Origin of the sequence: Chryseobacterium luteum, from assembly GCF_000737785.1 — a bacterium.
Lineage (GTDB): Bacteria > Bacteroidota > Bacteroidia > Flavobacteriales > Weeksellaceae > Chryseobacterium > Chryseobacterium luteum.
In genome coordinates this window covers 1-26,178 of sequence record NZ_JPRO01000018.1, presented here as the reverse complement: position 1 = coordinate 26,178, position 26,178 = coordinate 1, and the positions used below count along the sequence as shown (strand labels likewise).

General features: G+C 35.8%; 31 protein-coding genes and 1 pseudogene. 18 read left to right on the top strand and 14 right to left on the bottom strand.

Translation table 11 applies throughout. The features are described 5' to 3' along the window. The 9 genes from IX38_RS17015 to IX38_RS16970 all read right to left on the bottom strand — a co-directional run bounded on the left by IX38_RS17015 (position 1) and on the right by IX38_RS16970 (position 7,254). Positions 1-447 (bottom strand): KTSC domain-containing protein, encoded by a 447-nt coding sequence (locus IX38_RS17015; RefSeq protein ID WP_034706977.1) that lies wholly within the window; start codon positions 445-447, stop codon positions 1-3. Positions 448-728: 281 nt separating this feature from the next. Then, positions 729-1,103, bottom strand: coding sequence for a hypothetical protein (locus IX38_RS17010; protein WP_228377987.1), 375 nt, complete (start codon positions 1,101-1,103; stop codon positions 729-731). Between the two features lie 351 nt (positions 1,104-1,454). Then, positions 1,455-2,534 (bottom strand): serine hydrolase domain-containing protein, encoded by a 1,080-nt coding sequence (locus tag IX38_RS17005; protein ID WP_051884839.1) that lies wholly within the window; start codon positions 2,532-2,534, stop codon positions 1,455-1,457. Between the two features lie 587 nt (positions 2,535-3,121). Continuing rightward, positions 3,122-3,757 (bottom strand): DUF2306 domain-containing protein, encoded by a 636-nt coding sequence (locus IX38_RS16995; protein ID WP_034706970.1) that lies wholly within the window; start codon positions 3,755-3,757, stop codon positions 3,122-3,124. 82 nt (positions 3,758-3,839) lie between these two features. Beyond that, on the bottom strand, positions 3,840-4,421 hold the full coding sequence (gene nudK, locus IX38_RS16990; RefSeq protein ID WP_034706969.1) for a GDP-mannose pyrophosphatase NudK: 582 nt from the start codon (positions 4,419-4,421) through the stop codon (positions 3,840-3,842). A gap of 28 nt (positions 4,422-4,449) precedes the next feature. After that, positions 4,450-5,367: a TIGR01777 family oxidoreductase gene (locus IX38_RS16985; protein WP_034706968.1), complete on the bottom strand. Its 918-nt coding sequence runs from the start codon at positions 5,365-5,367 to the stop codon at positions 4,450-4,452. A gap of 29 nt (positions 5,368-5,396) precedes the next feature. Beyond that, on the bottom strand, positions 5,397-5,741 hold the full coding sequence (locus IX38_RS16980) for a hypothetical protein (RefSeq protein WP_034706967.1): 345 nt from the start codon (positions 5,739-5,741) through the stop codon (positions 5,397-5,399). Between the two features lie 5 nt (positions 5,742-5,746). Then, on the bottom strand, positions 5,747-6,349 hold the full coding sequence (locus tag IX38_RS16975; RefSeq protein WP_034706966.1) for an HPP family protein: 603 nt from the start codon (positions 6,347-6,349) through the stop codon (positions 5,747-5,749). Next, the gene (locus tag IX38_RS16970) at positions 6,349-7,254 is read right to left on the bottom strand and encodes an arginase family protein (RefSeq protein ID WP_034706963.1); all 906 of its coding nucleotides are present in this window, start codon (positions 7,252-7,254) and stop codon (positions 6,349-6,351) included. The genes IX38_RS16975 and IX38_RS16970 overlap by 1 nt, the downstream gene beginning before the upstream one ends. Positions 7,255-7,850: 596 nt before the next feature. On the opposite strand from IX38_RS16970, the pseudogene IX38_RS22450 reads away from it, so the two are divergent. The 8 genes and pseudogenes from IX38_RS22450 to IX38_RS23500 form a co-directional block, all read left to right on the top strand. Continuing rightward, positions 7,851-8,282: pseudogene (locus IX38_RS22450) on the top strand (ankyrin repeat domain-containing protein); the annotation flags it as partial. Between the two features lie 105 nt (positions 8,283-8,387). Continuing rightward, the gene (locus IX38_RS16960; protein WP_034706961.1) at positions 8,388-9,260 is read left to right on the top strand and encodes an immunity 49 family protein; all 873 of its coding nucleotides are present in this window, start codon (positions 8,388-8,390) and stop codon (positions 9,258-9,260) included. Between the two features lie 269 nt (positions 9,261-9,529). Further along, the gene (locus IX38_RS16955) at positions 9,530-10,090 is read left to right on the top strand and encodes a hypothetical protein (RefSeq protein ID WP_034706960.1); all 561 of its coding nucleotides are present in this window, start codon (positions 9,530-9,532) and stop codon (positions 10,088-10,090) included. A 119-nt stretch (positions 10,091-10,209) separates the two neighbouring features. Beyond that, entirely contained in the window at positions 10,210-10,782 is a 573-nt protein-coding gene (locus IX38_RS16950; protein ID WP_034706958.1) for a hypothetical protein, read from the top strand. A gap of 53 nt (positions 10,783-10,835) precedes the next feature. Further along, positions 10,836-11,408 (top strand): hypothetical protein, encoded by a 573-nt coding sequence (locus IX38_RS16945; RefSeq protein WP_034706957.1) that lies wholly within the window; start codon positions 10,836-10,838, stop codon positions 11,406-11,408. 82 nt (positions 11,409-11,490) lie between these two features. Beyond that, positions 11,491-12,132 (top strand): hypothetical protein, encoded by a 642-nt coding sequence (locus IX38_RS16940; protein WP_034706956.1) that lies wholly within the window; start codon positions 11,491-11,493, stop codon positions 12,130-12,132. A 424-nt stretch (positions 12,133-12,556) separates the two neighbouring features. After that, the gene (locus IX38_RS16935) at positions 12,557-13,291 is read left to right on the top strand and encodes a hypothetical protein (RefSeq protein ID WP_034706955.1); all 735 of its coding nucleotides are present in this window, start codon (positions 12,557-12,559) and stop codon (positions 13,289-13,291) included. Between the two features lie 27 nt (positions 13,292-13,318). Beyond that, a complete protein-coding gene (locus IX38_RS23500; RefSeq protein WP_084680310.1) occupies positions 13,319-13,465 on the top strand; it encodes an Imm49 family immunity protein in 147 nt (48 codons plus the stop codon). Positions 13,466-13,489: 24 nt separating this feature from the next. Here the strand turns inward: IX38_RS23500 and IX38_RS16930 are convergent, their stop codons facing one another. Then, on the bottom strand, positions 13,490-13,687 hold the full coding sequence (locus IX38_RS16930; RefSeq protein ID WP_131368698.1) for a hypothetical protein: 198 nt from the start codon (positions 13,685-13,687) through the stop codon (positions 13,490-13,492). A gap of 186 nt (positions 13,688-13,873) precedes the next feature. On the opposite strand from IX38_RS16930, the gene IX38_RS16925 reads away from it, so the two are divergent. Next, on the top strand, positions 13,874-14,590 hold the full coding sequence (locus IX38_RS16925; RefSeq protein ID WP_034706953.1) for a hypothetical protein: 717 nt from the start codon (positions 13,874-13,876) through the stop codon (positions 14,588-14,590). Positions 14,591-14,785: 195 nt separating this feature from the next. Here IX38_RS16925 and IX38_RS16920 read toward each other — a convergent pair whose 3' ends face one another. Continuing rightward, positions 14,786-15,142 carry a hypothetical protein gene (locus IX38_RS16920; protein WP_034706952.1) on the bottom strand — a complete coding sequence of 119 codons (357 nt, stop codon included), beginning with the start codon at positions 15,140-15,142 and terminating at the stop codon, positions 14,786-14,788. Positions 15,143-15,497: 355 nt separating this feature from the next. Here IX38_RS16920 and IX38_RS16915 point away from each other — a divergent pair, with 355 nt between their 5' ends. From IX38_RS16915 to IX38_RS16880, 8 genes are all read left to right on the top strand, one after another. Further along, a complete protein-coding gene (locus IX38_RS16915; RefSeq protein WP_034706951.1) occupies positions 15,498-15,830 on the top strand; it encodes a single-stranded DNA-binding protein in 333 nt (110 codons plus the stop codon). A gap of 14 nt (positions 15,831-15,844) precedes the next feature. Then, complete coding sequence (locus IX38_RS16910) at positions 15,845-16,300, top strand: HRDC domain-containing protein (RefSeq protein ID WP_228377986.1); 456 nt, start codon at positions 15,845-15,847, stop codon at positions 16,298-16,300. Between the two features lie 120 nt (positions 16,301-16,420). Continuing rightward, positions 16,421-17,770 carry a histidine--tRNA ligase gene (gene hisS, locus IX38_RS16905; RefSeq protein ID WP_034707033.1) on the top strand — a complete coding sequence of 450 codons (1,350 nt, stop codon included), beginning with the start codon at positions 16,421-16,423 and terminating at the stop codon, positions 17,768-17,770. Positions 17,771-17,972: 202 nt separating this feature from the next. Then, entirely contained in the window at positions 17,973-18,509 is a 537-nt protein-coding gene (locus IX38_RS16900; protein WP_034706950.1) for a PH domain-containing protein, read from the top strand. A gap of 90 nt (positions 18,510-18,599) precedes the next feature. Next, on the top strand, positions 18,600-19,505 hold the full coding sequence (locus tag IX38_RS16895) for a PH domain-containing protein (protein WP_084680308.1): 906 nt from the start codon (positions 18,600-18,602) through the stop codon (positions 19,503-19,505). 14 nt (positions 19,506-19,519) lie between these two features. After that, positions 19,520-20,362 (top strand): PH domain-containing protein, encoded by an 843-nt coding sequence (locus IX38_RS16890; RefSeq protein ID WP_034706947.1) that lies wholly within the window; start codon positions 19,520-19,522, stop codon positions 20,360-20,362. A 17-nt stretch (positions 20,363-20,379) separates the two neighbouring features. Then, on the top strand, positions 20,380-21,024 hold the full coding sequence (locus IX38_RS16885) for a GNAT family N-acetyltransferase (protein ID WP_034706946.1): 645 nt from the start codon (positions 20,380-20,382) through the stop codon (positions 21,022-21,024). A 105-nt stretch (positions 21,025-21,129) separates the two neighbouring features. After that, positions 21,130-21,921 carry a class I SAM-dependent methyltransferase gene (locus IX38_RS16880; protein WP_034706944.1) on the top strand — a complete coding sequence of 264 codons (792 nt, stop codon included), beginning with the start codon at positions 21,130-21,132 and terminating at the stop codon, positions 21,919-21,921. A 142-nt stretch (positions 21,922-22,063) separates the two neighbouring features. Here the strand turns inward: IX38_RS16880 and IX38_RS16875 are convergent, their stop codons facing one another. The 3 genes from IX38_RS16875 to IX38_RS16865 all read right to left on the bottom strand — a co-directional run bounded on the left by IX38_RS16875 (position 22,064) and on the right by IX38_RS16865 (position 24,229). Continuing rightward, entirely contained in the window at positions 22,064-22,300 is a 237-nt protein-coding gene (locus IX38_RS16875) for a YtxH domain-containing protein (RefSeq protein WP_034706941.1), read from the bottom strand. A gap of 98 nt (positions 22,301-22,398) precedes the next feature. After that, positions 22,399-23,241 (bottom strand): isoaspartyl peptidase/L-asparaginase, encoded by an 843-nt coding sequence (locus IX38_RS16870; protein WP_034706940.1) that lies wholly within the window; start codon positions 23,239-23,241, stop codon positions 22,399-22,401. Between the two features lie 97 nt (positions 23,242-23,338). Continuing rightward, entirely contained in the window at positions 23,339-24,229 is an 891-nt protein-coding gene (locus IX38_RS16865) for a cyanophycinase (protein ID WP_373426874.1), read from the bottom strand. 198 nt (positions 24,230-24,427) lie between these two features. On the opposite strand from IX38_RS16865, the gene cphA reads away from it, so the two are divergent. Then, the coding region (cphA, locus tag IX38_RS16860) for a cyanophycin synthetase (RefSeq protein ID WP_034706939.1) at positions 24,428-26,178 on the top strand (1,751 nt) is incomplete at its 3' end.

Genomic DNA, 26,178 nt, shown 5'->3' with positions numbered 1-26,178 from the left:
TTAATCTGCCATTACCTCACCAGACTTTCTGTAGACGAAGTTTCCATAAATATGTCTTCTTGCAAAACGGCTTGGCGAATCAGAATTGACCATTTTTATATATGTATTTCTCGGAACACCGATATATTCATACATTTTTCCGTTCAAATGCTGAACTTTTAAGACTGCTTTTTCAAGATAAAAATCCTGAATATTAGATTTTGTGATCGTTTCAGTATATTCTTCTTTATATTTTTCCTGCGTTTCCTCGTTGATGCTCACTAAAAAGTGATAGGCTTCAATCACCGACTTGCTTTTTTCTTCTGCTTCCAGCTTTCCGGCCTCATCATTAGCAAATTTATCAGGATGCGAATCTTTCATCGTATTTCTGTAAATTGTCTTTAGCTCTTTTAAAGTAACGCTTTTATCAACCCCAAGAAGTTTTCTGTGTTCACCAACTCTTTTCATATGTATGATCCTTATTTCGGGGTGCAAAATTAAGCTTTTAATTTGTAAAAATCATAACTTATTCATTATTAATTTATTTGATGCCTGGAAAATGCTTCTTTATCAAATAATTTTTCTTTTTAAATAGATAGATAGTCGATAGCTAAAAATAACGGCTTATAGCAGTTTTTGATGTATTTTTATTTAAGATGTCAAAATCCCAGTGGATATGAAAATTCGTAAACAATTTTGTTTTTATCAACTTAAAATAAGTTGATCAGTACAGAATGTATTTTATCTTATTAATCAGGATTACCTAAGTTTTTAAGTTCATTAATATCTTCTATATCTTTTTTTCTTCCACTTGATTTTTTATCTTCGATGAGGTCATCAAAGCTTATAAAGTAAATATTTACACCATCCAATTGTATAGCCTCTTTTTTCAAACTTGCTACTGGATAGGTTATTTTGGAACGGGTTTTAGGCAGAAAATCTAATGTGAAATCAGGCAATTCTAACTTAAAAAAAGATTTTTTTGGATCCGGAATTTTCTCTTCCCTGTATTTTGTAACATCTCTTCCAAGACTTTCAATGACATTAATTAACCTGAAATAATTTTCATAGGTTGGATTGTACCAAATATCAATATCCGGTTTTTCCGAAATTGTGCCATCCATATTTGTAGAGGGTCTGTAATAACCATGATAAGCAACGGCTGTTCCACCTATTACCATATACTGCACGGAATGTTTTTCTAAAAGCCCACAGACAGACAGCAGACTTATTTTGAAATTATCATCCATATAGGTCAATTACTTTTATTAGGAGATTTTTGAATAGATTTAATGAATTTTTCGAATTTCTTATGTTTTTTATCCACAGTTTCTTTATCCAATGTACCATGTTCATTGGATTTCAATTCTTTAAAAGAGGAATATTTTATAACGGTTTTCATTTTGGATAAAATAACTATTTTAGTTGTTGTTACTAAATTACAAAATATATTATAGATTGTAAAAGTTTTATTTTTACTTCATTTCAATCTCCACAACTTTCTTCCCATAGTCTCCCAGATATTCCGTTATGAGTTTTTCATATACTTTATATCCGTCGTCCACATTCGTGAAAATCACGATACCATCCTTCGTTTTAGGAATGATGAAGAAAATGGTTTGTACTCCCTGGTCTGCCCCGCCATGAGACAGAGCGGTATTTCCATCACCCAAATCGTAGATTTCAAATCCCAGGCCAAATGATTTGCCTTTTTTAGTAACCACCTGGCCCGTTTTCATTTCGTTAAAAACCTTTTCGGAAAGTCCGTCACTATTCATTACACTAATCAAAAAACGACTGTAATCTGATACGGTGGTCATGAGATCATCTGCAGCATTGGGTGTTGTTGATTTTACCGTCTCATACTTGTTTCCATCTTTGTCATACCCTTCTGAAAATCTTGTTGCATCTTTCTTTTCATTCCAGATGTAGGATGTATCCTTCATTTTTAAAGGAAAAAAAATAAGTTCTCCGGCAAGTTGATTGATTGTTTTCCCGAATTTATTTTCCAGAGCTTTCCTAAGATATTCAAGACCTTCTCCCGAATACTGGTACTTTGTTCCCGGATCAAACTGAAAATTTAGTCTTTTATCAGCATTCATCCATCTCCAGTTGGGAAAACCTGTCTGGTGGCTTAAGATGATTCGTGTTGTCACCTTCTTGTATCTTGTATCTTCGCGAATGTCGGGATCTATCCAGAATTTGTCAAGGGGTTCATCCAGATTCCATTTCCCAATACTTACCAGTTTTAAAGCAACGATTGCTGTAACGGGCTTGGTAAGTGAAGCTACATTAAATATCGTATTATTGGGGGCTGTAGTTCCGTGCTGTAATTTTCCATAGACTTTTGCTCTTTCAAGTTTTCCGTTTTTAATAATACCCAGTCCTACATTCGGGATTTTATGGTCCTTCATCCATTGTTCAAAGGCTTTATCATGGTCTGTTATAGAAACTTGATTTGATTGCTGTTTAGTGATCTCAGACTTTTTTTCATTCTGGGCAGATAAATTGGAAGTGATAATAAACAGGCTTATGATGAGGATAGATTTTCTCATTACAATGGTTTGGGGATTAGTACATGGCCTAAATTACGGTAATTTTCCTGCTCGTGTGAAATTTTATTTGCATTTAAAACAATTATTAGAAACACAGTTTCTCTCCTCATTTTTATAAATGAATTTGTTTAAAGTTCTTTGTTGGAAAATCGCAAAGGCGTAAAGTTTTTAAACTGTATGGACGTTTTCAGGCGTAGGAAAATCAAAGATTTTCGGCAAGTTCTACAGTTGAAATTTTATCGTAGATAAAATCCTTGCGCCTTAAATACAATGTTTTAATTATAAACTTGCGTCTTTGTGACAGGCCAACTATATAAGATATAAGCTTAAACAGATTTAATATCTATAAGACTATTGTTCTTTTATTTAAAAATAATAGTTTTGATAAAAATTATTATTTATGGACTGGGCTCTTCTTTTTTTAGTTTTTACTTTAATGATCTTAGCTGGAATAGCATATCTTATAATGCGGTTTTTTAACCGATGGACAGCAAAATCCCAACACAAAACGGCATTAAATGGGGTAATATTCATTGCGTCATATGCATTGTTGCTGTTTATTTCATTTGTTATTTTCATTATGAATGTCAGCTTTGAGAGATGATATCAGCTGATCTTCTGATCATGAAAAATGCTGCCGAAAGATTAATGATCAGCGAAATCCAGACGTTCAATCCGTAAAACAGTTCATAATCGTGTAGGTTTTCCATATAGAACAGGTTCTTTATGATCCTGAAAGTGATGGCTGTGGTAGTCACTGCATAGCTTAAAATCATATATTTTCTGTGTTCGGGAATATTTCCTTTTTTAATAAAAACAATGCCCGAAACAGTAAAATAAGCCCAAAGAATATCCTGTACCAGAAATCCGGTAATACCCATCATTCCTCCGTTTGAAAATAATCCCAATACAAAACATGCCGGAACATTGATGATCAGGATATTGTACACATACATTCTGCCTATCCAACGATGCAGTTTCCGGTTTTCTCTCAAAAACCGGCTTGAAAACTGGGTAAGTCCGGCCAACAGGCAAAGCGTGATCGAAAAAATATGAATGTAGAAAAACGCCATCCAATAGGGATTGCTGACCACTTTCTGTTTAAACAAAAGGAATCCTATATCTTTATCAAAACCCGTATATTGGGAAATGGTTTTCAGCATCAGAATACTGAAAATCAAAATTGCCGGAATGGCAGCTATCCTGACGATCTTGATTATCATCCTATTGGTATATTTTAATGAATGATCATTATAAACCCTAAATGAGTAAAGCTATTGCGGGTAATAGTTTTTTCATCTTAGTTTATAAAATATTTTTGATGCGCAGGTATTGTAGCAGCATAATGGTTTTTGCGTCCATAATTTCTCCGGAGTCTACCATTGCAAGCGCATCAATAAAAGGCAGCTCCAGAACTTCAATGTTCTCTCCTTCCTCTTCCAGCCCGCCGCCGTCTGCTGTCTTCATTTCAGGAGAATATTCAGCTGTGAAAAAATGAAGGATCTCCGTTACGGAACCGGGTGACATATAAGCTTCGAAGACTTTCTCCACCTTTGATATTTTGTATCCGGTTTCCTCTTCCGTTTCTCTTTTGATGCACTCTTCAGGATTGTCATCATCCAGTAAGCCCGCACACGCTTCTATGAGCATTCCTGTTGAATTTCCATTGATGAAGGTAGGTAGCCTGAACTGCCTGGTTAAGATGACCGTGCCCGAAACCTTATTGTAGAGCAGGATAACCGCCCCGTTTCCTCTGTCGTAAGCTTCTCTGCTCTGGGTTTCTGTGGTTCCGTCTTTTTTGGTGATTGTATAGGTAACCTTGTTTAAGGTATACCAGTTATCGGATAAAATTTCTGTTTTAATAATGTTGATGTCGGGAGTATGCATATAATAGTTGAATCTTTTGAATGATAATTTATTTTGCCTGATGATGAATTAATAAATTTTCCAGGGCTTTTTTTAAATCAGGAAATCTAAACTGAAAGCCCGTGTCCTGGATTTTTTGTGATGAAGCTCTTGAACCTTCCAGTAAGGCATCTGCCAGTTCTCCAAATATCAGTTTCAGCACAAACGAAGGAACATTGGGTATAAATAGCGGTTTTTTAAGAACTTCAGCGATCTTTTTCGTTAAATTTTCATTGCTCGTATGCTGAGGGGAAACAGCATTGTAAGCGCCATCCATATTCTGGTTTTTCAGAGCGGCTTCATAGATCGAGCAGATATCATCAATATGGATCCATGGCATATATTGCTTTCCGCTTCCCAAAGCAGACCCGATGCCGTATTTTATTGTAGGAACCATCTTCTTCAGCGCACCGTCTTCCTTGGAAAGAACAACGGCAGTTCTTATTTTAACAACTCTTTCAGCCAGATTCTGTTCTTTGAAATCATCTGCCGATCTCTCCCATAAAACCACAACCTCACTTAGAAAATCATTTCCGGGAAGATCTTTTTCAGTATATATTTTTTCAGTCGTTATGGTCCCGTAATAATTGATTCCTGATGCGGAAATGAAGGATTTAAGCTTTATTTTTTTCTTTTTTAAGGTTTTTAAAAGAAGTCCGGCAGAATCTACACGACTGGATATGAGTTCCTTTTTTCTTTCCTTCGTCCAGCGTTTTTCTGAAATATTGGCTCCGGCCAGGTGAATAATGTGGGAAACATTATCTAATGCAGACTCATCTATCGTTCCTTTACTGATGTCCCATTCAAAATCATTGTCATGCTTTTTTTTCCGGGTCAGGAATCTTACGGTGTATTCATTTTCTATTTTTTTTGCGAGCTTCCGTGCGATCATGCCGCCTGCGCCGGTTATAATGACGATTTCTTTCATAGTATAATATTTAAGGATGGTATAAGAGGTTATATCTGGCTTTTTACAATCAGGACAAAATCATCTTCCAGAAGTTTATAGCCGTAGTCATAAATAAACCTGTATTCGGAGCCGTTCCTATAAACTTTCAGATTAGTGAAGTAATCGAAATCAAAACCCAAGCCATCCATCCGGGATTTTGCAATTTTTGCTTTGCCGTCCGTATTCAGCTCAAGAAGGATGCGGTAATTTTTACGGAGCTTATTATTAACGTTCCGCATCAGATTGGTAGAATCTTTATTCTGCTTATTATTATAGGCATTCCGGCAGGCATCATTGCAGAATTTTTTATCAGCCCTCCCGATAATTTTTTCGCCACATTCAAGACAGTTCATACTTTTTATTTTTTCATTTTGTGTATATGTTCGTGTTTTTTCCTTAATAACCGTTTAAATCTCACATGGGAAGGATAGCTTCTGTTCGCAGTTATATTGTTGAATAAAAGAGCAGCCAGTAAAAGAATGATGCAGCCCGATAAAACAGGGGAAAGAACATACCAGTATCCCAGTTCCGGAATTTTCCCCGTAGAGCTCACTGCAATAAGTGCTGTAGCCCCGCCGGGCGGATGGAGGGTTTTCGTATACTGCATCAGCACGATAGAAAAAGCTACAGCCAGCGGTGCGGAAAGCCAGATGATATCAGGAACGATCTTATAAACGGTAACCCCTACCAGTGCCGAAATAACATGTCCGCCCACCAGGTTTCTGGGCTGGGCAAGAGGGCTCTGAATGGCTCCGTAGATCAGAACACTTGATGCACCGAACGAACCGATGAGGAATATGTTTTCAGTTGCAGCTAAAGTATGGGACTGGATGAATGCAATGATTCCAATTCCGACAAATGCGCCCAGGAAGGACCAGAAATGCTCTTTATAGTCAACAAGCGTTTCTTTATAGATTACATATTTTGAAACTCTGAACGTTCTTCTAATGGTCTTCCTCATTAATCTTCTTTATTTTTTATTATTTCAATCAAATTTTTCACAACTGGTTCCGTGTATGTCCCGTTTTCATCATAATCAGGATCCAGAACAGTGATTTCTATTCCAAAGCACAGGGGAGAGCGGACCAAAGGTTTTAGCATTTCCTTTAGATTGTCATAGTCGATTCCGTCTTCCGTTCTGCTGTCTACGGCAGGCATAAGCTGATCGTTCAGCACATCCACATCCAGATGAATGAAAAATCCGTCCAATGCTTTGCTGTTGACCATTTTTAGAAAATCATCAGCCGTTTTTCCGAAACCGTTTTTTCTAAGCCGGTACAGATCAAAATAATGGATATCGGAATTGATGATTTGCTGTACATATTCATCATCATCCGTTTCCGCATTTCCTGCGCAGTAGATGTTCTCTTCCCGAAAATAAGGTTTAAGCCCCTGAATATCGGTTAATTTTTCATGTCCCATCCCGGTAATAATAGCGAGATCCATTCCTGCAGCAGCAGTTGTTTCGGAAAGATGAGCCGGAATAAAATCAGTATGCCCGTCAAGATAAAATAATCCGAAATTCCCAAGCTTTCTTAAGGCCAGAGCAGTTCCTATCAGAATACTGCAGTCGCCTCCAAGCATAAGGCTGAAGGTGTTTTCCTGATGGTTTTTTGAGATGAAATCTGCTTGTTTCCGGGCATAATCAATAATGGCCTCCGCATTTAAAACACCTGATTCCTGATCAGGTTTCATCGAATAATCCGGAGCTTCCAGTCTGAAAATATTTTTAGGATTGATTTCCTTATGAAAATCAAATTTTCTGAGCCAGTCCGGGAGTTTTCTGACGCCGGGTTCAGTTTCATGCTCCTTTTTCTTCAGCCCCAGATTGAGAGGAAACTCAAAAATATTGATATCCCTTTTCATACATGATGTTTCCTCAAAGATACGGAATTATCCGTTTGAAAACGGATAGTCCCGATCAGAAATAGGGTAAATGTTTTCAATTTTTCCCTGCTATATCCAAAAAACATTCTAACATAGAACGCTTTTTTTTAATTTGTTTTATATCTTATCACTAAATGTGAAACATTACCCTCCATCATCATACATCTATAATATACATCCAAACCATATGTTTTACGAAATAAAAATCCTTTGTAACCTAACGTTCCCGTTATTTTTTTGCTAAAAGTTAGTTTTATTTACTGGCATTGTATAATTTTTTTAATTTTGTTTGTTGGAAAAGCCGGCACGAGCAGCACGCTCGCGCCAGCGTGGGGAATTGCTACCCAAGTTCCGTTTTCCTGTATTTCGGAGCATTCAACTTTTTATTACATTTATCTTGCAGAACGCACTCAGTCCTTTTCCGCAACGATATTTTAGCTGCAAGGCGTTAGTGGCCATTTTGACAAAGCCTGGAAAACACCTATTGCGGGTTATATAGGATTTCATAAATTGCACATCTGATAATCACTCATTATCTTTAATCTAATTGTTAAAAGTCAAAGGATTTAGCGGACTTTTTAAAATCTCAAAAAATAGATTTATCTCAAAAGAATGAATTTGGAAGTACGCCACTTCATATTGCATGTAACAGTATCGATGCCATTAATGTTGAAATTGTTAAACTACTTTTAAATTATCCATCAGATATTAATGCAAGGGGAATAGATGAATGTACTCCGTTATATTATGCAGTTGGGAAGAATGATATTAATGTAGTTGAAATTTTGATTGATAAGGGAGCTGATGTAACCATTGCCGACAAAGATGGTAATACACCATTAATGGCTGCTGCTGATATGTTCGATGATGACGATACCATAATAAAATTATTATTAAAAAATGGAGATGATCCATATCAGAAAAATAATTTTGGAGTCTCTGTTTACAAAACATTAGAAATGCCGAGAAACGAATCAATAAAACATTTATTCCCATCGGAAAAATAACCTTTTAAATATTAAAGAGGAAGAGCTAAAAAGTTTTCTAACATAAAATTTTAACTAAATTGGTGAAGAATTTACGATTAAAGAATTTGATATAACAAATAAAATATGGAAAAAATTGACTTGCATAAAATAGATGCACCTGAAGTCATTAATTGGAACTTTGTAAGAAGACAAAAACGTTATCCAGATAATTTAAAAGATGCAAAAGAAATCTTTAGTTTTTTGTTTTTTGTTTACAGAGATTTTTCAGAATTTTTACAAATGTCTGTTTTGGAGAAACCTGAATTATCCCAACAAAAATACTGGTTTACCTATGGACTCAACTGCATTAGTGAGTTTTGTCGTTTAGTTCATTTTCCAAATGAAGTAAAAGAAGCGCAAATAGATGAGAATGGTTCTTTCTCTATTAAAGTAGAAGAAACCAACCAGCATATCAATATTTTGAAAGCACTTTTTATGGCAACCATTGCAAGAGACGAAGAAAAGCAAAAGGTTATAGCTAGCAGCCCACTTTACTTATGGGAAATGAAAGAAGAAAATCTTGACAAAGGTAATTTCGTAACATGTTTTTTATTGTTAATTAAAGAATATTATACAAGCAAAACATTTAATGAAGGACTTTTTGAAAAAGCTCAACTATATATAGTATCAAATAAATCTGAAATTGGACCTGACGTTAATAAGAAGTTTTGGATCTATTACATGAATGAATTTTTAAAAGCTTTCAAATCATTAGCTGATGACAATGAAGCGGAGTTCAACCAGAATTTGATTAAAGCCATCAAGGCACACAAAGAAGTCTGGAGCCAAAAGAAAGCTTTAAATCGTGGAGGTACACCTTTGTGCAGAGAAAATGAAGGTTTCCTTTCCTGGGGATGTACGGCTTTAGCTGCCATGGCTTATGACAAAGGCTGGAAGCTTGAGGTTGAGTCAGATTATATACCGGGCTTTATGGTTGATGGCAGTATAAATATGTAATCCGAGAAGATTCCCAATCCCCGATAGCTCGGATATGCAATCCGTACTTATAAATGTCCATCTTTACCAATGCTATTCCGCTGCAACTAAAATTATTATAGTTCATTACTAGACCGCTCATCCCGCCTGCACGGATTGCAAGTCCGCGCTATCGGGATGTCTGATGCTTATACGTTTATAGATGGTAAGACAGAAGGAAGACCATTACATGTAGAAACAGCACATGCCGACACATGGTTAAATGATTTATTTAAAAAATAGAACAGGGAATGAAAAAAATAGTAGAATTTTTAAAGCTTTTATTTGAAAAAGAGCAGGAAGCAATTTTTTTAGAATATCAAAAAGATAAAATTGAAGAATATAATATTTTTATAGAAGAACAGATAAATATACATTTTGAAAATCCCTATGAAAAAAGTCTTGGAAGAACTATACCTTTCAATTTAATTGGGAAAATACATAATCCTGCTTCTGACAGATTTTATAAATCAAAAGAGAATGCTTCATATCCAACCCAACGTAATCTTTATAAGATAAGTCATTATCAAAATGGAACTTATGGAGATTTATGGGCTTGTTATATATCTGTTGATAATCCAGGAACAGGACAAACAAAAATATTACATTCGTGTTTTATAGTTGCATTAATAGATGAAGACTTAAAGATTGTTGCTCAATTTAATCCAGATAGAGATACAGGAAAATGGGCTTTTGTAGGAGGAGATAGAGAATTAAAAATGTATAAACTAGGCAAATTGCTTTCTATCGAACGATATTTAGTACCAGTAAATGATGATTGGGGTATAGAGCAGTATAATAAAGATATTTGATAGAAGACTCCAGGAAGTGATTTACAATGTATTCCTTATAACAATAGCAAAGAAGAAATTGATTTCGCAACATTTGAAATAAAAGAAGCAGACTTATTGTTTGGAACAAAATAAAAAATATGAAAGAAATTAAAGAATTCGTTGAAAAGGACATTGAAGCAGAATTTAATTGTAATAAGGCTAAAACAGATGTAACTATTACAGATAATGAATACGAAAATTTAAAGCATAAGGTACATAGTTATTTTCATTCTGTAATCCCTGACTCTTATGGTCGAGGTATGAGTCAAGAAGAATTGTTGAATGACGAGGAGATTTATCAAGACTTATATAGAAAAAATGTAATTAATGCAACTCCCCGCACCTTATTTCAAATCAAGCAATACCAAAATCCTAAAGTAGGAGAAGGATTAGCGAGATGGTTACTTAATGATGAGCTTTTTGCTTGCTATACAAGTTACACAGAAGACACTGGAAGAGAATTAGGCTATAACAAACTGTTTTATGTAGCTCAAACAAACGAAGGGCTGAAGATAATATATGATCTAACCTTTGGTGTTAAAGAGCCAGAATGGCGCCACTCACACGATTTAAAAATAAATCAGGTAAAGGATCCCGGCAAACTGATAGATGTTCAAAAATATCAGGCTCCGGAGGAAGCTAATAGTTTGGCAGATTATAATGCAGAGTAAAAAAAAATAATTAAAAGGAGCGGATTTATTATACAGAATAAAATAATTATAGTATGGAAGAAATTAAAAATTTTATTGAATCTTTTATTAAAGAAGAATATGCCTGCAATAAAGCAAATTATGATTTTTCTATTTCTGATGGTGAATACGAGGAAATGAGATTAAAAGTAGAAAGTTATTTTCATAATGTGAATAGTGATGAATATTGGAGAGGATTAGAGGAAGAGGATGTACAGGATTTGGATATTAAAATGAAAGATTTATATTCTAAAAATGTAGAAAGAGCAATCCCCCGCACCTTATTTCAAATCAAGCAATCCCAAAATCCTAAAGTAGGAGAAGGATTAGCGAGATGGTTAGTTAATGATGAGCTTTTTGCTTGCTATACAAGTTACACAGAAGACACTGGAAGAGAATTAGGCTATAACAAACTGTTTTATGTAGCTCAAACAAACGAAGGGCTGAAAATAATTTATGATTTAACTTTTGGTGTTAAAGAGCCAGAATGGCGCCACTCGCACGATTTAAAAATAAATCAGGTAAAAGATGCCGGAAAACTTATAGCTGTTGAAAAATACCAAGCTCCGGAGGAAGCTAATAGTTTAGCTGATTATAATGCGGAATAAAACAATTGATAATTAAAGCGAAACTTCTACCAATATATTAAATAGAGCAGAAGTAATAATTTAATAACATTTTAAAATAACCATGGAATTTAAAATCACCGAGCAGTTTAAAAATCTAGAAACAAGTACTAAATCAGATTATTTAGAAGATGTAACAATTAAATCTAATATTTTAGAAACTGATGAAGAAGAAGCTAGTTTTGTGATTAATAAATTTACTAAAATAGGCTATGAAAAAGTATCTGAAAGGTATGTAGATGTTTTAAATATAGATAAATATCATTTTCATGCCTGGCTTGAAGTAGGTGATTTCGCCTCTCAAATAGAATTTAATATAGAAAATCTTTATCCAGGATTATCTCTTTTAGATTATGATGCTAAGCTATGGTTTAAAGGTCAAAAACCTGAAGAAATAGCTCTTTGGAAGACATTTCGAATTTTAGATACTCGCCCGGAGATTGGTGATGATAAATTGGCTGTTTTCAGTATTCAAGATGGGATAGCTCCGCCTAATGAGCCTGTTATTTATTATATTAATAGAGCGCTAGCTTATAAAACTAATCTGACATTTAATGGATATTTTGAAGCTGTTTTAGATATGCTGGGCATAGCCGATTGGCAGTATCTTTTTACTGAAGTGTCATTAAAAGATTTAAAAGCAGACGGTGCATATCAAAATTTAAAACAATCATTGGAAGCGCTGCAAAAAAGCTTTTCCGGATAAAGACTACAGCCGCTATTTTAAACTTTTGGAAGAAAGATAAAAACAAACAATAAGCGGAATTGCTACCCGACGGCGCGGATATGAAATCGGTGCCTATAAAGTAAATCGATTTTGACTGTGGTCACGGATTGCAAATCCGCGCTATCGGGGGTTTGCAATAGTGGGGAAAACTGCAAAGTTCAATTGTTGTTCTTCAATTTAACTTTTGTACAAAATTGAAGGTTTGTGCTTCGGAATGCCCGCCATCGCCAAGCCGAGCGGTCATCATGCGTCAGCCAAACAATTTCAACTCATAAATCAATAATTCGATGTAAAACTAAAAATATGATTATATCTGTAACAAAAGAAAATTAAAATTAAAATTAAAATTAAAAGAAAATTTAATACTATTAGCAAAGGCTTTTAATTAAAAACAAAACAACAAATGAAAAAAACAGCTGCATTACTTTTACTCCTTTCCGTATTGCTTTCCTGCAACGGACAAGATGCTAAAATTACCAAAGTTGCCTACGTTCAGAAATTAGAATATGGACTTAAAGGAGCCGTAAAAGAAGTAACCAGTTACATATACAGAGTAGAAAACGAGAAAATACCTGTAAATAATGGTAACTACATAGGTAAAATTACCATGACGCTCGATAGTTTAGGCAACGTCATGACAATACATAAATTGTGGGATTTTGACAGAAATCCTAGTACCAAAATTGATAATGCGGAGTTTACGAGCCATTTTTTTGGCAAAGGAAAAGACATATCCTTTAAAGAAACATCGCGTTATTCAGACGGAGATCTTAAGGAAATTGAACACAAGTACGTTTGGTCCGATGATTATAACTATACAATTATCACACAAGATGACAACGCCCATTCAACACTTATTACATTAGATAAAGAGTACCAATTAAGTAAAAGTATTTTTAAAGGAGATAATATGCAATCAGTAGAAGAATGGGAAACGATCTCCAAAAACAACAAAATACAGGAAATTAAAACCAAAATCACTCAAAACTTGGAGGGCAAAACAACCGTGACTTATCAAATACAAGCAGTACAGGAATATGACAAATATGGAAATCCAACGGTCCTGTATGGATACCAGAACCTTAGCAAAGAAAAAGTAGAAAACGTTATATACAAAGAATATAAATATTATGAATAATGAAAATTATTCCCTCATACAGAGCGAATCTATTTTTTAAACAAGGAAAGTAATCCTTTATGCAGAGAAAATGAAGGTTTCCTTTCCTGGGGCTGTACAGTTTTAGCTGCCATGGCTCATGACAAAGGCTGGAAGCTTGAAGTTGAGTCAGATTATATACCGGGCTTTTCCTAATTTATTTCCAGATGTAGATTTAACCTATTTCAAAGAAAGATGTGATGCATTGGAAAAAGCGTTAAGTTCATAAGCATCATCGTTTATTCTACCCAGAAGTTTTTCCCAGCCAACCCAACCACAAAGATCCGGGATAATTTTGAAGTAAGATAAATAAACTGCAAGAATAAAAAACACTCGTGCAACTTGTCCGCTGTGGCGGATGAAACGTTGCTCAAGCATTAAAATCATTAAACAATGAAAGAAATAAAATGGATATTTTCGAAACATAGATCCAATTGATGAAAGAATCGAAAAATATTATTTGGATAAAGGTTATTTCTCAAAAAATTGATAAGTTTGAAACCTATATGACCAAGTGCATATTTTAAAGGCAAAATTAAGATTACCTAATTTAGAACTTAGACCATGATAACAGACAAGTACTTACAATGTTTAAAGGAGTTGCAAAATAATCCAAATATTGAAATTGGAAAGTATTCTAGTGATACTAATTATTATGATTGTGAACCGCCATCTGAAAGGTTTTTGGAAAGAAGAAAGAAAGAACTAGAAGAAGAGAATATTATAATTTCAGATAAAGACATGGAATATTTTAATCTGTCTAGCATTATTGTTAATTGGGACGATATATTAAAAGAACCTACTGATATTAAAGTTTTAAGAGGAGGTTTTGTAATAAACGACATTACAGATCCATTAATTTATCCAACAGATTATTTTAAAAATACGATAAATATAAAAAATGATGGAGACTATTCTCAACAATTAGGCTGGTTTGAACGCTTACCTATGGGAGTTGATGATAGTATGAGAGGATGTTTTATAAAAGAGGAAGGTAATTTCCCACCACCAATAGTTTTTTGTAATGCAGGAGGAGGATGGTATGTAAAAATAGACTTTGATTATTATAAATACATGGAGCTTTTATTTGAAAATTATGGTTTCAAAGGATGGCAATATTTTTATATTGATATTGTAAAAGAAATTCCTCGATTAGATCAGGTTTTAGATGATATGCGGGTAGCAGTTAAAACATTACCATTGTTATTTCCTGACAAAGATTGGTCATACCATCAAAAAAGATATCAAGATGTTTTAGAAAAGTTAGAAAGAACAGAATAATTTTACTAGACTAAACAATAATTATTAGCGAAATTTCAAGTGAAGTTTCGCTTTTTTATGTTCAATATTTTAAATATTGAAACTCAGGTGCCGCACCAAACCTTTCGTACGGCATTTTATTTTCTAGCATTTTCTCAAATTTTTTATCTTTTGCATAAGCTAAACTTCAATGTTGAACATTATTAGTGCTATGTATTATCCGAGATCATCGGGCAGTCCTCGTCCATTTATATAATCACTAAGTTCTTCATCTGGAAAATTTGTTGTCCAGTAAAATTTCAAAGATCCATTATCTTGTTTTTGCCAACAGATTGTACAATCAAATGCTTGGGAAGTAGGAAACACTATTTCACAATCCAAAAAAAAATATCCATCCTTCTCATAAATCTCCTGATCTGCTGCCCCAATAAGCATTGTGAAAGCTTTATGATCAAAAAATCCGTCAATTCCTGCTTTTATATTGAATTGATTAATTAACTCATCACACATTAAAGGAATATTATCTTCTAAATTGTAAATTTTAAAAAAGATAAAACCATTGTACATTTTCATACTTAAAATTTTTATAATTACAAATTTGCAAAAAAAAATCACTTATATAGAAAGAAATCCTTTTGCAACAGATAGATCTTAATGTTTTTCAGGTGTATTAATTTTATTTTATTGAATGTTTTTATTATATGATATTTTTTAATTTAAAGTTGGAATTAATGTTTTTTTTTATCAAAAAAGAGACTTCTATACTGAAATTTTTTAATTTCAATATCCATTTACAAACGAATACAAACGTATTTAAATAGTTTATAACCGACTAAGGTGCTGTAGTGTAACAATCTTTGCAACAGAGATTTGAGAAAGACAGTGATCGTCTCTTATCTGAATTATTAATCTTAAAAATTTTAAAGCTATGTCACTAAGAAACAAAGTAACATTAATTGGTTACACAGGAAAAGAAGTTGAAACAGTAAACTTCGAAAGCGGAAGCATAAAAGCAAGCGTGTCTCTAGCCACCAGCGATCATTACACCAATGCAAAAGGTGAAAAAGTGGAAGAAACACAATGGCACAATTTGATTGCCTTTGGAAAAACGGCTGAAATCCTTCAGAAATATGTGCCCAAAGGAAAAGAAATTGCAATTGAAGGAAAGCTTACCTATAGATCGTATGATGATAAAGATGGCATTAAACGCTATATAACAGAGATCAGAATAGATGAGATCCTGCTTTTGGGAGGTAAATAATTCTAAAAACAAAGATGATGAAAGTAAAGGTTTTTAAAATCAGTCTTCACAAAGAATTTCTCCATAGAGATCAAAAATTGCTGGATGATTTTCTTGAAATGAACGAAATTATAAAAGTGGAAACCGCTTTTGTAAATGATGAATGTTACTGGTCCGTAATCCTGTATTTTGAAGAGCTGAGAGTAGCTAAAAATACAGTGAAAGAGCCAAAGACAGTGAAATACTCTGCAGATAATGATGTTTTAAGCTCCGATGAAGAAAAAATTCTGGATGCCCTGAAATGCTGGAGATCTGAGAAGGCCAGAGAACAGAATCTCCCCAGCTATTTTATCGCGAGCAATAAAGAACTGATGTCTGTGGCCAAGTACAAGCCTGTGAAAAAGGAAGAGCTTCTTGAGATCAAAGGTTTCGGAAAACACAAGATTGAAAACTATGGGGAAGAGATTTTAGAAATCCTTGAAAGCGTCTGATTTTCGGATTTAGTGATGATAATGCATCAAAGCTGGGGAAGATTTCTTCCTCAGTTTTTATCTTTCGGAAAAGTCCTTTCAATTCCTTATTTTTGCATTCATCAAAATGACATACAGCAAATGAAGCCAAGTTTAGCAAAGGGAACGAGAGATTTTACAGCACAGGAAGTTTCGAGAAGAAAATATATCATCAATATTTTACAGAATAATTTTGAATTGTTTGGCTTTCAGCCATTAGAAACTCCAAGTTTTGAAAATCTTTCCACATTAACAGGAAAGTACGGAGAAGAAGGTGACCGACTGATCTTTAAGATTTTAAATTCAGGAGAATATGCTTCAAAAGTAAATCAGGAAGACTGGGATAATAAAAACCATCAGAAACTGATTTCACAAATTTCAGATAAAGCCCTCCGCTACGACCTTACCGTACCTTTTGCAAGGTTCGTGGCTATGAATCATGGAAAGCTGACATTTCCTTACAAACGTTACCAGATCCAGCCCGTATGGAGAGCAGACCGACCGCAAAAAGGCAGATTCAGAGAGTTCTACCAGTGTGACGCCGATGTAGTAGGAAGCGAAAGCTTATTGCAGGAAGTGGATTTGGTTCAGCTGTACCTGAAATCATTCTCCGATCTGAAAATTCCTGTTACCATCCACATGAACAACAGGAAAATTCTTTCCGGCCTGGCTGAATATGCGGGTATCACGGATAAACTGATCGAATTTACTGTAGCTTTGGATAAGCTTGACAAAATAGGAAAAGAAGGAGTTGTTAAAGAATTACTGGAAAGAGAAATTTCCCAGGAATCTATCGATAAGCTGGAATTCTTATTCAATCAGTCAGATGATGCACTGGAAAACCTTCTTCAGCTTAAGGAGAAGTTTGCAGACAGTGAAATCGGTCTGAAAGGAGTGGAAGAATTAGAATTTGTTCTTACTCAATCTCTGAATCTTGGGGTAGATATGCAGAATCTTGTGTTCAATATTACCTTAGCCAGAGGTTTAGATTATTACACCGGAGCTATTTTCGAGGTGAAAGCGGATGAGGTGGCCATGGGATCAATCGGCGGCGGCGGAAGATATGACAACCTTACTGAAGTTTTTGGAGTGAAGAACATTCCTGGAATTGGGATTTCTTTTGGTCTGGACAGGGTGTATCTGGTGATGGAAGAACTGAATCTTTTCCCTGAAGAAGCTTCAACTCAGGTAGAATATCTGTTTGCTAATTTCGGGGGAGAAGGAACGCTAGAAGCTTTGAAACTGATCATGCAGCTGAGAGAAAAAGGAATCTCTGCCGAGTTTTACCCTGAAAATTCAAAACTGAACAAGCAGTTTACGTATGCTGAAAAGAAAGGCATTAAAAACCTTGTTTTCTTAGGAGAGGAGGAGATCAAAAACGGAACAGTTACTTTTAAAGACCTTACTGCCGGAGAGCAGAAAACAGTTTCTTTGGAAGAATTTTTAGGATAATATCCGGACAATATAAAATTCAAAAGCATTATCATCAATTGATAATGCTTTTTTTGTATTTAATACCGAGTTTTCTTTTTGTAAGAAATGTCATAATAAAAATTGTATTTCAAAATAATTAGGTATAAATAATGGTCTTATGTCTTTCCGTATTTTAGAAAAAAATTAAATTTGTAATATCTACCATTTATAAAAACAACTAATGAGTGAAAAATCAAGACTTGACCAAATAAAAGATGAGCTGGAAATATTGGATATCAATCCTACCATTTTTGCCAGAAAAGAAATTCATGCATTACCGGATGTGCTTTCGGAGAATGAAAAAATAGTGTACCTTATCGAGGGAAGAAATAAGCTCACCAACCACCATATCATCTTAGTGGCAACCGAAAGAAGATTGATTTTTGTGGATAAAGAATTCATGTATGGGCTGAAAGTAGAAGATTTTTCTTACGATAAAGTAAGTTCAATACAATATGAAAAATCGTTAATGCTGGCTTCCATAGATATTCATATCTCAGATAATATTCTCGAGATTGATAACGTTGGAAAATATTATGCAGAATTATTTTGTGAAAAAGTAAGAGATTTTATGGCCCGCCCAAAAGAGTATTTTCAAAGTAAATCTGAACCCACCGTTTTAGATCAGCTGGAACAGTTGGGAAGACTCAGAGACAGCGGAGTTTTATCAGAAGAAGAATTTGAATCACAAAAGAAAAAACTGATGGAAAGATTGTAATACTATCTTGCATTTTAAATACAAATTTGTAATTTGGATTAATACAAACACTGCTTAGCATTAATCTTGAACTTATAAACATAAAACCAGATGAATACTGAATGTTCTTTATGCGGAACCCCGCTAACATCCATGGACACCCTTTTGGGAGAAAATAAACTTTCCGACGGAGGGATTCTCTGTAATAAATGCCTGAATAAAGCCACAAATATCAATAAAGATCTTGTATCGGATCTTGGAAATTATAGCACTGTCCAGATAAGAAGTATGGTGCAGAACGGAGATACGGAGCAGGAGATGGCTATCGAAACACTGGAATTTGAAACCATACAGATTGCCCAGCCCAGAATTGTAGAAACTCCATCCCAAAGCATTCAGTTTACTTATACAGCAGACGAACCTTCCAGGCTGGATGAAATTAAAGACCAAATCGTAGCAACCGATGCAAAACTCAGCCTTTTTGTAGACGCTGAAGTGAATGAACTGGGCAATATTCTTGATAAAGATGAAAAGCTTATTGCGATTGCAGAAGGAAAATATCTTTATAACGATCTGGCAGGCATTGTTGTGGCAACAGGAAAAAGAATAATTTTCGTTGATAAGAAGCTTCTTGGAGGTGTTTTTGAAAATGAATTTCCATTTCACAAGATTACTTCGGTACAGCATGATACAGGTCTGATGTCTTCTACGCTTAAAGTACATACACCCGGCTTTACAGCAGAATTTAAGCTGTACATAAAGAGTGCGGCAAAAAACTTTTCTGATGCCGTACAAGCCTATATCGGCCGCTCCGAAGATCAGATCAGATTACAGCAAATGCATACAAAACAACAGCAGGCAGTACAGCCGCTCCAGCAACAACAAAATTCTGAACCAAAAGAAACTCCTGCGGTGATTTTTGAACAGCTTGAAAAACTGGGGAAACTTCGTGAAATTGGTGTTCTGACAGAAGAAGAATTTGCAGAACAGAAGAAAAAGCTTCTGGCTAAACTTTAAAAAATACAACAAAGATGAGCAATACCTGCGCATTATGCAGTGCCGAACTGACTTCTATAGATACTCTTTTGGGAGAGAACAAGCTTTCAGATGGAGGTAGTCTGTGCAATAAATGTCTGGATAAAGTGAGTAGCATCCATCAGGAACTCCTTTATAACCTCAATACATTTAGCATCAATGATATTAAGAGTCTTATACAGAATGGAAAAGTAGAACCCCGGGCAGATATCATAACCCAGCCATCCGAAGAAAGAGATGTATTTATTGCTGAAAATGCCGGACCGGATTCAATGTCTCGTGAGCTTTATAAAAGAAGGCTGAAAGAAATAAGATACGAGCTGGAACAGGTAACTGCCAACCTCTCCATGTTTACCAAAGGAGAGATTAAGGAGCTGCCCCGTATACTTAACGAAAATGAAAGAATTATTGCGGCAACAGATGCCCAGCTTTCGAAAACCCTGGATGCGGGAATACTGCTTGTAACGCCCGATAGAATGATTTCGGTGTCAAAAGGTATGTTCTCAGATGTGATCGTAAAGAAATATCCGAACGAGACCATCAACGAGGTAAGTATAGTAAATAATCCGCTATCTCCGGTTATTAAGCTGCATACGGCAGATAAAATTGAAGAATTTGAATGCTTTTGCGACAAGGCAGATGCAGAAAGGTTTTACAGCTTTATTGACAAGATTTATAACAAGGAAAAACCTCGGAAGCAGGCAGCCCGATCCAAAGAAATTTCTTCAGAGGTTATTTTTGAACAGTTGGAAAAATTGGGAAAGCTGAGGGAAAACGGGATTTTGACTGATGAAGAATTTGCTGACCAGAAAAAGAAACTTTTGGATCAGCTTTTATAAATAAAAACAAAACGATCATGGAAACCAAAGTGTCTCACGGTATTGTAGAAAAATGGCTTAAAGCATGGTCGTTATCCAGAAAACTTCTGCTTCCGGTAAAATATAAATCCGGTTTTAAAGTAGAGGTAGGAGAGAAAAAACAAAAAATGAGATATGTTTTTTCTGAACTCAATGATGATTTTACAGAACTCTCAAAACAAATTGATGAGCCCTGGGTTTATCTCAAAACCTGCGCTTCTTCAGATGAAGTGAAAAATAAGGTGTCTGAAAAATGGATCATACAGCCCCCGGGATATATGATGTGCTGTGCCGGACCAATGAAAAACTCTGATGCAAATCTGTGTGAAGGCTATCGGATCGGGTATGAAAAATATAATTCTACAACAGTAATCAAAATTATTGCTGAAAATGGTGAACAGGCCTCTATTGGCCGTATTGTATTCGTAGATGATCTGGCTGTTTATGACAGAATTATAACAGAGGAAAATCACCAAAGAAAAGGGCTCGCTACTTTTTTGATGCGTGAACTTGAAAAAACGGCATTGTCAAATGGAATCTCTAATCATTTTCTGGTGGCGACAGAGCAGGGAAGAGGACTTTACGAATCAATAGGATGGAAGGTTTACAGTCCCTACACATCTATCGTTATCCCTGGTATTTGATTTTTTCAGATAACAGTTGCAAAGACCTGCCAAAGCTAAAAACGGTCCGTATAAATCCCTGTAAAGATTTAAAAGCATTCGTTATATTAGTCTAAACAATAATCAATGGAAAATTATTTAGAAATCAATAGAAATTCCTGGAATGCCAAAGTAGATCCGCACCTTAAATCGGATTTCTATTTTGTGGATGAGTTCTTAAAAGGAAGAAGCTCACTCAATTCAATAGAGTTGGAACTTCTGGGCGATGTTAAAGATAAAAATATCCTGCATCTGCAGTGTCATTTTGGTCAGGATTCTATTTCCCTGTCAAGAATGGGAGCTCATGTTACGGGAATAGATCTGTCGGATAAAGCCATTGAATCTGCAAAAGAACTTGCTCAGCAATGCGGTACAGATACAAAATTCATCTGTTCGGATGTATACAGCCTTCCGGAGATTCTCGATCAAAAATTTGATATTGTTTATACAAGCTACGGCGTGGTAGGCTGGCTTCCTGATCTGGATAAGTGGGCTGGGGTAATCAGCCACTTTCTGAAGCCGGACGGGAGATTTATTATGGCAGAATTTCATCCGGCAGTCTGGATGTTCGATGATGATTTTACAAAAGTTACCTACAATTATTTTAATGAAAAACCTATCGTAGAAACTTATGAGGGAACATATGCGGACAAGTCTGCAGATATTGTTAAGGAATATGTAATGTGGAATCATTCTTTAGCTGAAGTTCTGCAGAATCTGATAAGTCATCATATAGGACTGGAGATCTTCCGGGAATTCGACTGGTCACCGTATCCGTGCTTCAATCAGGTGGAAGAATTTGAAAAAGGAAAATGGAGAATTGTACCATTCGGGAATAAATTGCCATTGGTATATGCTCTGAAAGGGAGAAAGAAATAAATCTTATTATTTAACCTGAATTCGGGATTTTAAAGCTTCTCTGGAATTCAGAATATTTAAAATCAAGATATAATAAAAAGTCATCATAATCCTGAGATTACGATGACTTTTCATATATGAATGTTAAAAAACTAATCTGCTTTTAGCTTAAAGAATCTTCAGCTTTTGTTTTAGCTTCGTCTACTTTGCTCTGAACCTGTGAGGCAACATCATTGGCTTTATTCTTTACATCATTTCCCCACTTGTTTAAATTGTCCTTTGCTGCATTGATTTTATCCTTTACAGCCTGCTTTTCTTCAGGAGTGGAATTCTTATATTTCCAATATGCTAAAGCTCCTACACCCAGTAAGGCTAATAGCCCTTTTGTCTTATTTCCCATGATTTTATTTTTTAATGATTTTATATTAAAACTTGTTACTGGTAAACATGTAAAATGCGTGCCAAAAAATTAAATGGGATAATAAAAAAATGTTAAAATTATTGAAATACCTGAAAATTTTCTCCATCGAAACTGGCAAAGACCATAGCAGGATAAGAATCCTGATGATACATATTTCCGTCTTTATCAATGGCAATAGCTCCTGCAAAGCCATCTATGGTTTTAAGTTCCTCAAACGTCTTATTAAAAGCCTGTTCCAGACTCATCCCGTCAGTGGTTCTCGTTACAATCTTTGCAGCAGTAGCATTGCTTACAATATCTTCTCCTACGCCCGTACAGCTTACCGCGCAAACGGAATTGGCATAATTTCCGGCCACTGTTGCAGAATCTGAAATTCTTCCCGGGATCTCAAAGCCTTTTCCGCCGGTGGAAGTGGCTACAGCCAGCTTTCCATCCTGATCAAGAGCGACACAGCCTACCGTTCCTTTTCCGCCATTGCCAAGCTTCGCTTCATATTCACTCCTTCTCTGAGGAATCTCAGTGGAGAAATTCCCGAAACCATGTTCAGAGGCATACATTTTGGCGCCTTTTCCACCCAGAACCCTGTCATCCTCTTTGATCAGCTCTTTTGCCACAAAAATGGGATTCTTTACATCCTGAAGATTAATTACACCACTTAATTTCTGTGTCTGTCCGTCCATAATTGCTGCGCTCATGCGGATCACGCCGTCGCTTTGTATCTGGGAACCGATACCGGCATTGTACAACGGATCATCTTCCAGAAGAGAAACGGCATAAGCTGCCGTATCAAAAGCAGAATGCGTCTGAAGATATTCAAAAGCCTTTTGGGCTATCAGCTGTAAAGAATTTTGTTTAGCCGTCTTCACTTCATGACTTTGATCGCTTTCAGAGAAAAAACCGCCGTGGATTATTATTTTCATAAGATTATAGGTGTCAATTGTGGAAAATCAATTGTCAGTTTTAAAGTTAAGCATAAAATTATAGTTGGTGAAACTCTTATTCACCATTGGCTACTTTTTATTTATCCTGTGGTATAGGGTTGAACTGTGAATTCTCAATCGTAAGTTTCTTTGTGGTAAGGTCGTAGTGATCGTTCATAGACATGACATGTACCGTAAGATTATCAATTGAAATAGGTTCACCCAGATTGATATTCGTAAGATTGGTATCCTTTATAAATCTCCCGTCCACAAGAATCACCAGACCCGAACCTACTGCGGTCATGATATCATTATGGATAAAAAGCCCCGTATCTTCACCAAGCCCTATCCCCAAGGTTCTAGGGTTGTTCACAACAGCCTGGAAAAGACGTCCGATTCTGCCACGCTGTACAAAATGGGTATCAATAATTACATTATCTATAAGGCCCAGCCCCTGTGTCGTTTTAATCTCTCCTTTTAAAAGAGATTCAGAGCTGCTTCCCTGGTAGATCATATTTTCAGAAGCCGCAGCCGCACCGGCAGAAGTCCCTGAATAGATGAAATCCTGTTCCTGATATTTCAGTAAAATAGTATCGTGAAATCTTGTTCCGCCAAGAATAGAAGTCAGCCTAAGCTGATCTCCGCCTGTGAACATCACTACATCTGCTGCATTGGCCCTGGCAGCCATAGCATCAGAATTCGCCTCTTCACGGTTGTGGATGTCCAGGATATTTACATTTTTAGCGCCAAGAAATTCAAAAGCTTTTTTGTATTCTGTGCCTACAATTTGTGGGATCTGGGAGGCTGTGGTTACAATTTCGATGACAGAATTTTCCTTAAGTTTCGATTCATTAATGATCTTTCTTAAGATGCCTCTTTCAAAGAAGTTAAGGTTTTTTTCAATATTCTGGTCGAAATCAGTTTCTGCAAAACTTCCCTTGTTTACAGCTCCTCCGATAATAATTAATTTTCCAACGGGTCTCATCATAGTGTGCAAATTTAAAAAATATTTAACATTTGGCGAAATTCATGCCACATTTTAATGATTTTTAATGTTTTAGAATTGTTAATTTATTTTAATTCTTTTTTAAGAAATCTTTAATTGTGGTATAGTTTGGTTTAGGGTTTTACATTATCTTTGATTTTTGAAGGAGTTATTGTTAACTGATAAAAATGCAAATAGATTATGAAAATTGAGAAGATACAGGCACTGAGAGGCCCAAATATCTGGAGTATCAGAAGAAAGAAGCTGATACAGATGAGATTGGATCTTGAAGAAATGGAAAATTATCCTACGAACAAAATCGACGGTTTCAGAGAAAGAATTGAAAAGTTAATCCCGTCTCTGTTAACACACAGATGTTCAGAAGGAGAAGAGGGCGGATTTTTCCACAGGATAGAAACCGGAACGTGGATGGGGCACGTCATAGAGCATATAGCGTTGGAAATACAGACGCTGGCAGGTATGGATGTAGGTTTCGGAAGAACCCGTGAAACAAAATCACCGGGGGTATACAATGTTGTTTTTAACTATATTGAAGAAAATGCAGGTATTTATGCTGCTGAAGAAGCGGTAAATATAGCACAGGCCTTAATCGACAATAAAGAATATGATATTAATGCCTGTATACAGAAACTGAAGGAAATCAGGGAGCGTGTCCGTCTTGGGCCTTCTACGGGAAGTATCGTGGAAGAAGCTGTTTCCAGAAAGATCCCATGGATCAGGTTGGGTACAAATTCTTTGGTGCAGCTTGGCTATGGTGTGAACCAGCAGCGTTTTCAGGCTACCATTACAGGGAAAACAAGCTCAATTGCAGTAGATATTGCATGCAATAAAGAACTTACCAAAAAGATGCTTCACGATGCGGCCATCCCGGTTCCTGTTGGAGATCTGGTAATAGATGAAGAAAGCCTGAGTGCAGTCATCAAAAAAATAGGCTATCCTATCGTACTGAAACCTTTGGACGGAAACCACGGTAAAGGTTCTTCCATTAATGTAAACGATTGGGAAGCTGCAAAAACAGGACTGGAACATGCTCAGAAATATTCTAAAAAAGTAATAGTAGAAAAATATATTACCGGTTATGATTTCAGGGTTTTGGTCATTAATAATAAAATGGTTGCGGCAGCCAGAAGAGTGCCAGCCCATGTTATTGGTGATGGCGAACTGAGTCTTCAGGAACTGATAGACAAAGAAAACAGGGATCCCAGAAGAGGCTACGGTCATGAAAATGTCCTTACTGAAATAGAAGTCGACAAAGATACATCGGAGCTTCTTGAAAAGCTTCAGTATACCCTTGAAACGGTTCCTCAGAAAGGGGAAATCGTTTATTTGAAATCTACGGCCAATCTTTCTACAGGCGGTACATCCATCGACGTTACCGATATGGTACATCCGGAGAATATCACCATGGCTGAAAGAGTGTCCAAAATTATTGGTCTGGATGTCTGCGGTATTGATATTATGGCCGAGAACCTTACACAGCCCTTAAAAGAAAGCGGAGCCGCGATTATAGAAGTAAATGCAGCACCGGGATTCAGAATGCACCTGGCACCAAGCGAGGGGCTTCCGAGAAATGTGGCAGCTCCGGTGGTAGATATGCTGTATCCTCAGGGAAAACCATTCACCATTCCAATTATTGCAGTAACGGGAACAAACGGAAAAACAACGACAACAAGACTGATCTCCCATATTGTAAAAAGCAACGGTTACAGGGTAGGTTTCACCACTTCTGACGGTATTTATATACAGAATACGATGCTTTCAAAAGGCGATACCACAGGACCGCTTTCTGCTGAGTTTGTTTTAAAGGATCCTACTGTGGAATTTGCCGTTCTGGAAACAGCCAGAGGAGGAATCCTGCGTTCAGGTTTAGGCTATTCGCAGTGCGATATCGGGGTTCTGACCAATATCGAGGAAGATCATTTGGGACTGAA

Excerpts from the sequence above, each read along its gene's own strand:
- IX38_RS16865 (WP_373426874.1), bottom strand. The coding sequence starts at position 24,229 with ATGATGAGACCCGTTGGAAAATTAATTATTATCGGAGGAGCTGTAAAC.
- IX38_RS16910 (WP_228377986.1), top strand. The coding sequence starts at position 15,845 with ATGATGAAAGTAAAGGTTTTTAAAATCAGTCTTCACAAAGAATTTCTC.
- hisS (WP_034707033.1), top strand. The coding sequence starts at position 16,421 with ATGAAGCCAAGTTTAGCAAAGGGAACGAGAGATTTTACAGCACAGGAA.
- IX38_RS16955 (WP_034706960.1), top strand. The coding sequence starts at position 9,530 with ATGAAAAAAATAGTAGAATTTTTAAAGCTTTTATTTGAAAAAGAGCAG.
- IX38_RS16915 (WP_034706951.1), top strand. The coding sequence starts at position 15,498 with ATGTCACTAAGAAACAAAGTAACATTAATTGGTTACACAGGAAAAGAA.
- IX38_RS16935 (WP_034706955.1), top strand. The coding sequence starts at position 12,557 with ATGAAAAAAACAGCTGCATTACTTTTACTCCTTTCCGTATTGCTTTCC.
- IX38_RS16930 (WP_131368698.1), bottom strand. The coding sequence starts at position 13,687 with ATGCTTGAGCAACGTTTCATCCGCCACAGCGGACAAGTTGCACGAGTG.
- IX38_RS17015 (WP_034706977.1), bottom strand. The coding sequence starts at position 447 with ATGAAAAGAGTTGGTGAACACAGAAAACTTCTTGGGGTTGATAAAAGC.
- IX38_RS16920 (WP_034706952.1), bottom strand. The coding sequence starts at position 15,142 with ATGAAAATGTACAATGGTTTTATCTTTTTTAAAATTTACAATTTAGAA.
- IX38_RS16885 (WP_034706946.1), top strand. The coding sequence starts at position 20,380 with ATGGAAACCAAAGTGTCTCACGGTATTGTAGAAAAATGGCTTAAAGCA.
- IX38_RS16980 (WP_034706967.1), bottom strand. The coding sequence starts at position 5,741 with ATGAACTGTCTTGAATGTGGCGAAAAAATTATCGGGAGGGCTGATAAA.
- IX38_RS16960 (WP_034706961.1), top strand. The coding sequence starts at position 8,388 with ATGGAAAAAATTGACTTGCATAAAATAGATGCACCTGAAGTCATTAAT.
- IX38_RS16950 (WP_034706958.1), top strand. The coding sequence starts at position 10,210 with ATGAAAGAAATTAAAGAATTCGTTGAAAAGGACATTGAAGCAGAATTT.
- IX38_RS16940 (WP_034706956.1), top strand. The coding sequence starts at position 11,491 with ATGGAATTTAAAATCACCGAGCAGTTTAAAAATCTAGAAACAAGTACT.
- nudK (WP_034706969.1), bottom strand. The coding sequence starts at position 4,421 with ATGCATACTCCCGACATCAACATTATTAAAACAGAAATTTTATCCGAT.
- IX38_RS16900 (WP_034706950.1), top strand. The coding sequence starts at position 17,973 with ATGAGTGAAAAATCAAGACTTGACCAAATAAAAGATGAGCTGGAAATA.
- IX38_RS16875 (WP_034706941.1), bottom strand. The coding sequence starts at position 22,300 with ATGGGAAATAAGACAAAAGGGCTATTAGCCTTACTGGGTGTAGGAGCT.
- IX38_RS16970 (WP_034706963.1), bottom strand. The coding sequence starts at position 7,254 with ATGAAAAGGGATATCAATATTTTTGAGTTTCCTCTCAATCTGGGGCTG.
- IX38_RS16880 (WP_034706944.1), top strand. The coding sequence starts at position 21,130 with ATGGAAAATTATTTAGAAATCAATAGAAATTCCTGGAATGCCAAAGTA.
- IX38_RS16870 (WP_034706940.1), bottom strand. The coding sequence starts at position 23,241 with ATGAAAATAATAATCCACGGCGGTTTTTTCTCTGAAAGCGATCAAAGT.
- IX38_RS16890 (WP_034706947.1), top strand. The coding sequence starts at position 19,520 with ATGAGCAATACCTGCGCATTATGCAGTGCCGAACTGACTTCTATAGAT.
- IX38_RS16985 (WP_034706968.1), bottom strand. The coding sequence starts at position 5,367 with ATGAAAGAAATCGTCATTATAACCGGCGCAGGCGGCATGATCGCACGG.
- IX38_RS16945 (WP_034706957.1), top strand. The coding sequence starts at position 10,836 with ATGGAAGAAATTAAAAATTTTATTGAATCTTTTATTAAAGAAGAATAT.
- IX38_RS16995 (WP_034706970.1), bottom strand. The coding sequence starts at position 3,757 with ATGATAATCAAGATCGTCAGGATAGCTGCCATTCCGGCAATTTTGATT.
- IX38_RS16895 (WP_084680308.1), top strand. The coding sequence starts at position 18,600 with ATGAATACTGAATGTTCTTTATGCGGAACCCCGCTAACATCCATGGAC.
- IX38_RS16925 (WP_034706953.1), top strand. The coding sequence starts at position 13,874 with ATGATAACAGACAAGTACTTACAATGTTTAAAGGAGTTGCAAAATAAT.
- IX38_RS16975 (WP_034706966.1), bottom strand. The coding sequence starts at position 6,349 with ATGAGGAAGACCATTAGAAGAACGTTCAGAGTTTCAAAATATGTAATC.
- IX38_RS17010 (WP_228377987.1), bottom strand. The coding sequence starts at position 1,103 with ATGGATGGCACAATTTCGGAAAAACCGGATATTGATATTTGGTACAAT.
- IX38_RS17005 (WP_051884839.1), bottom strand. The coding sequence starts at position 2,534 with ATGAGAAAATCTATCCTCATCATAAGCCTGTTTATTATCACTTCCAAT.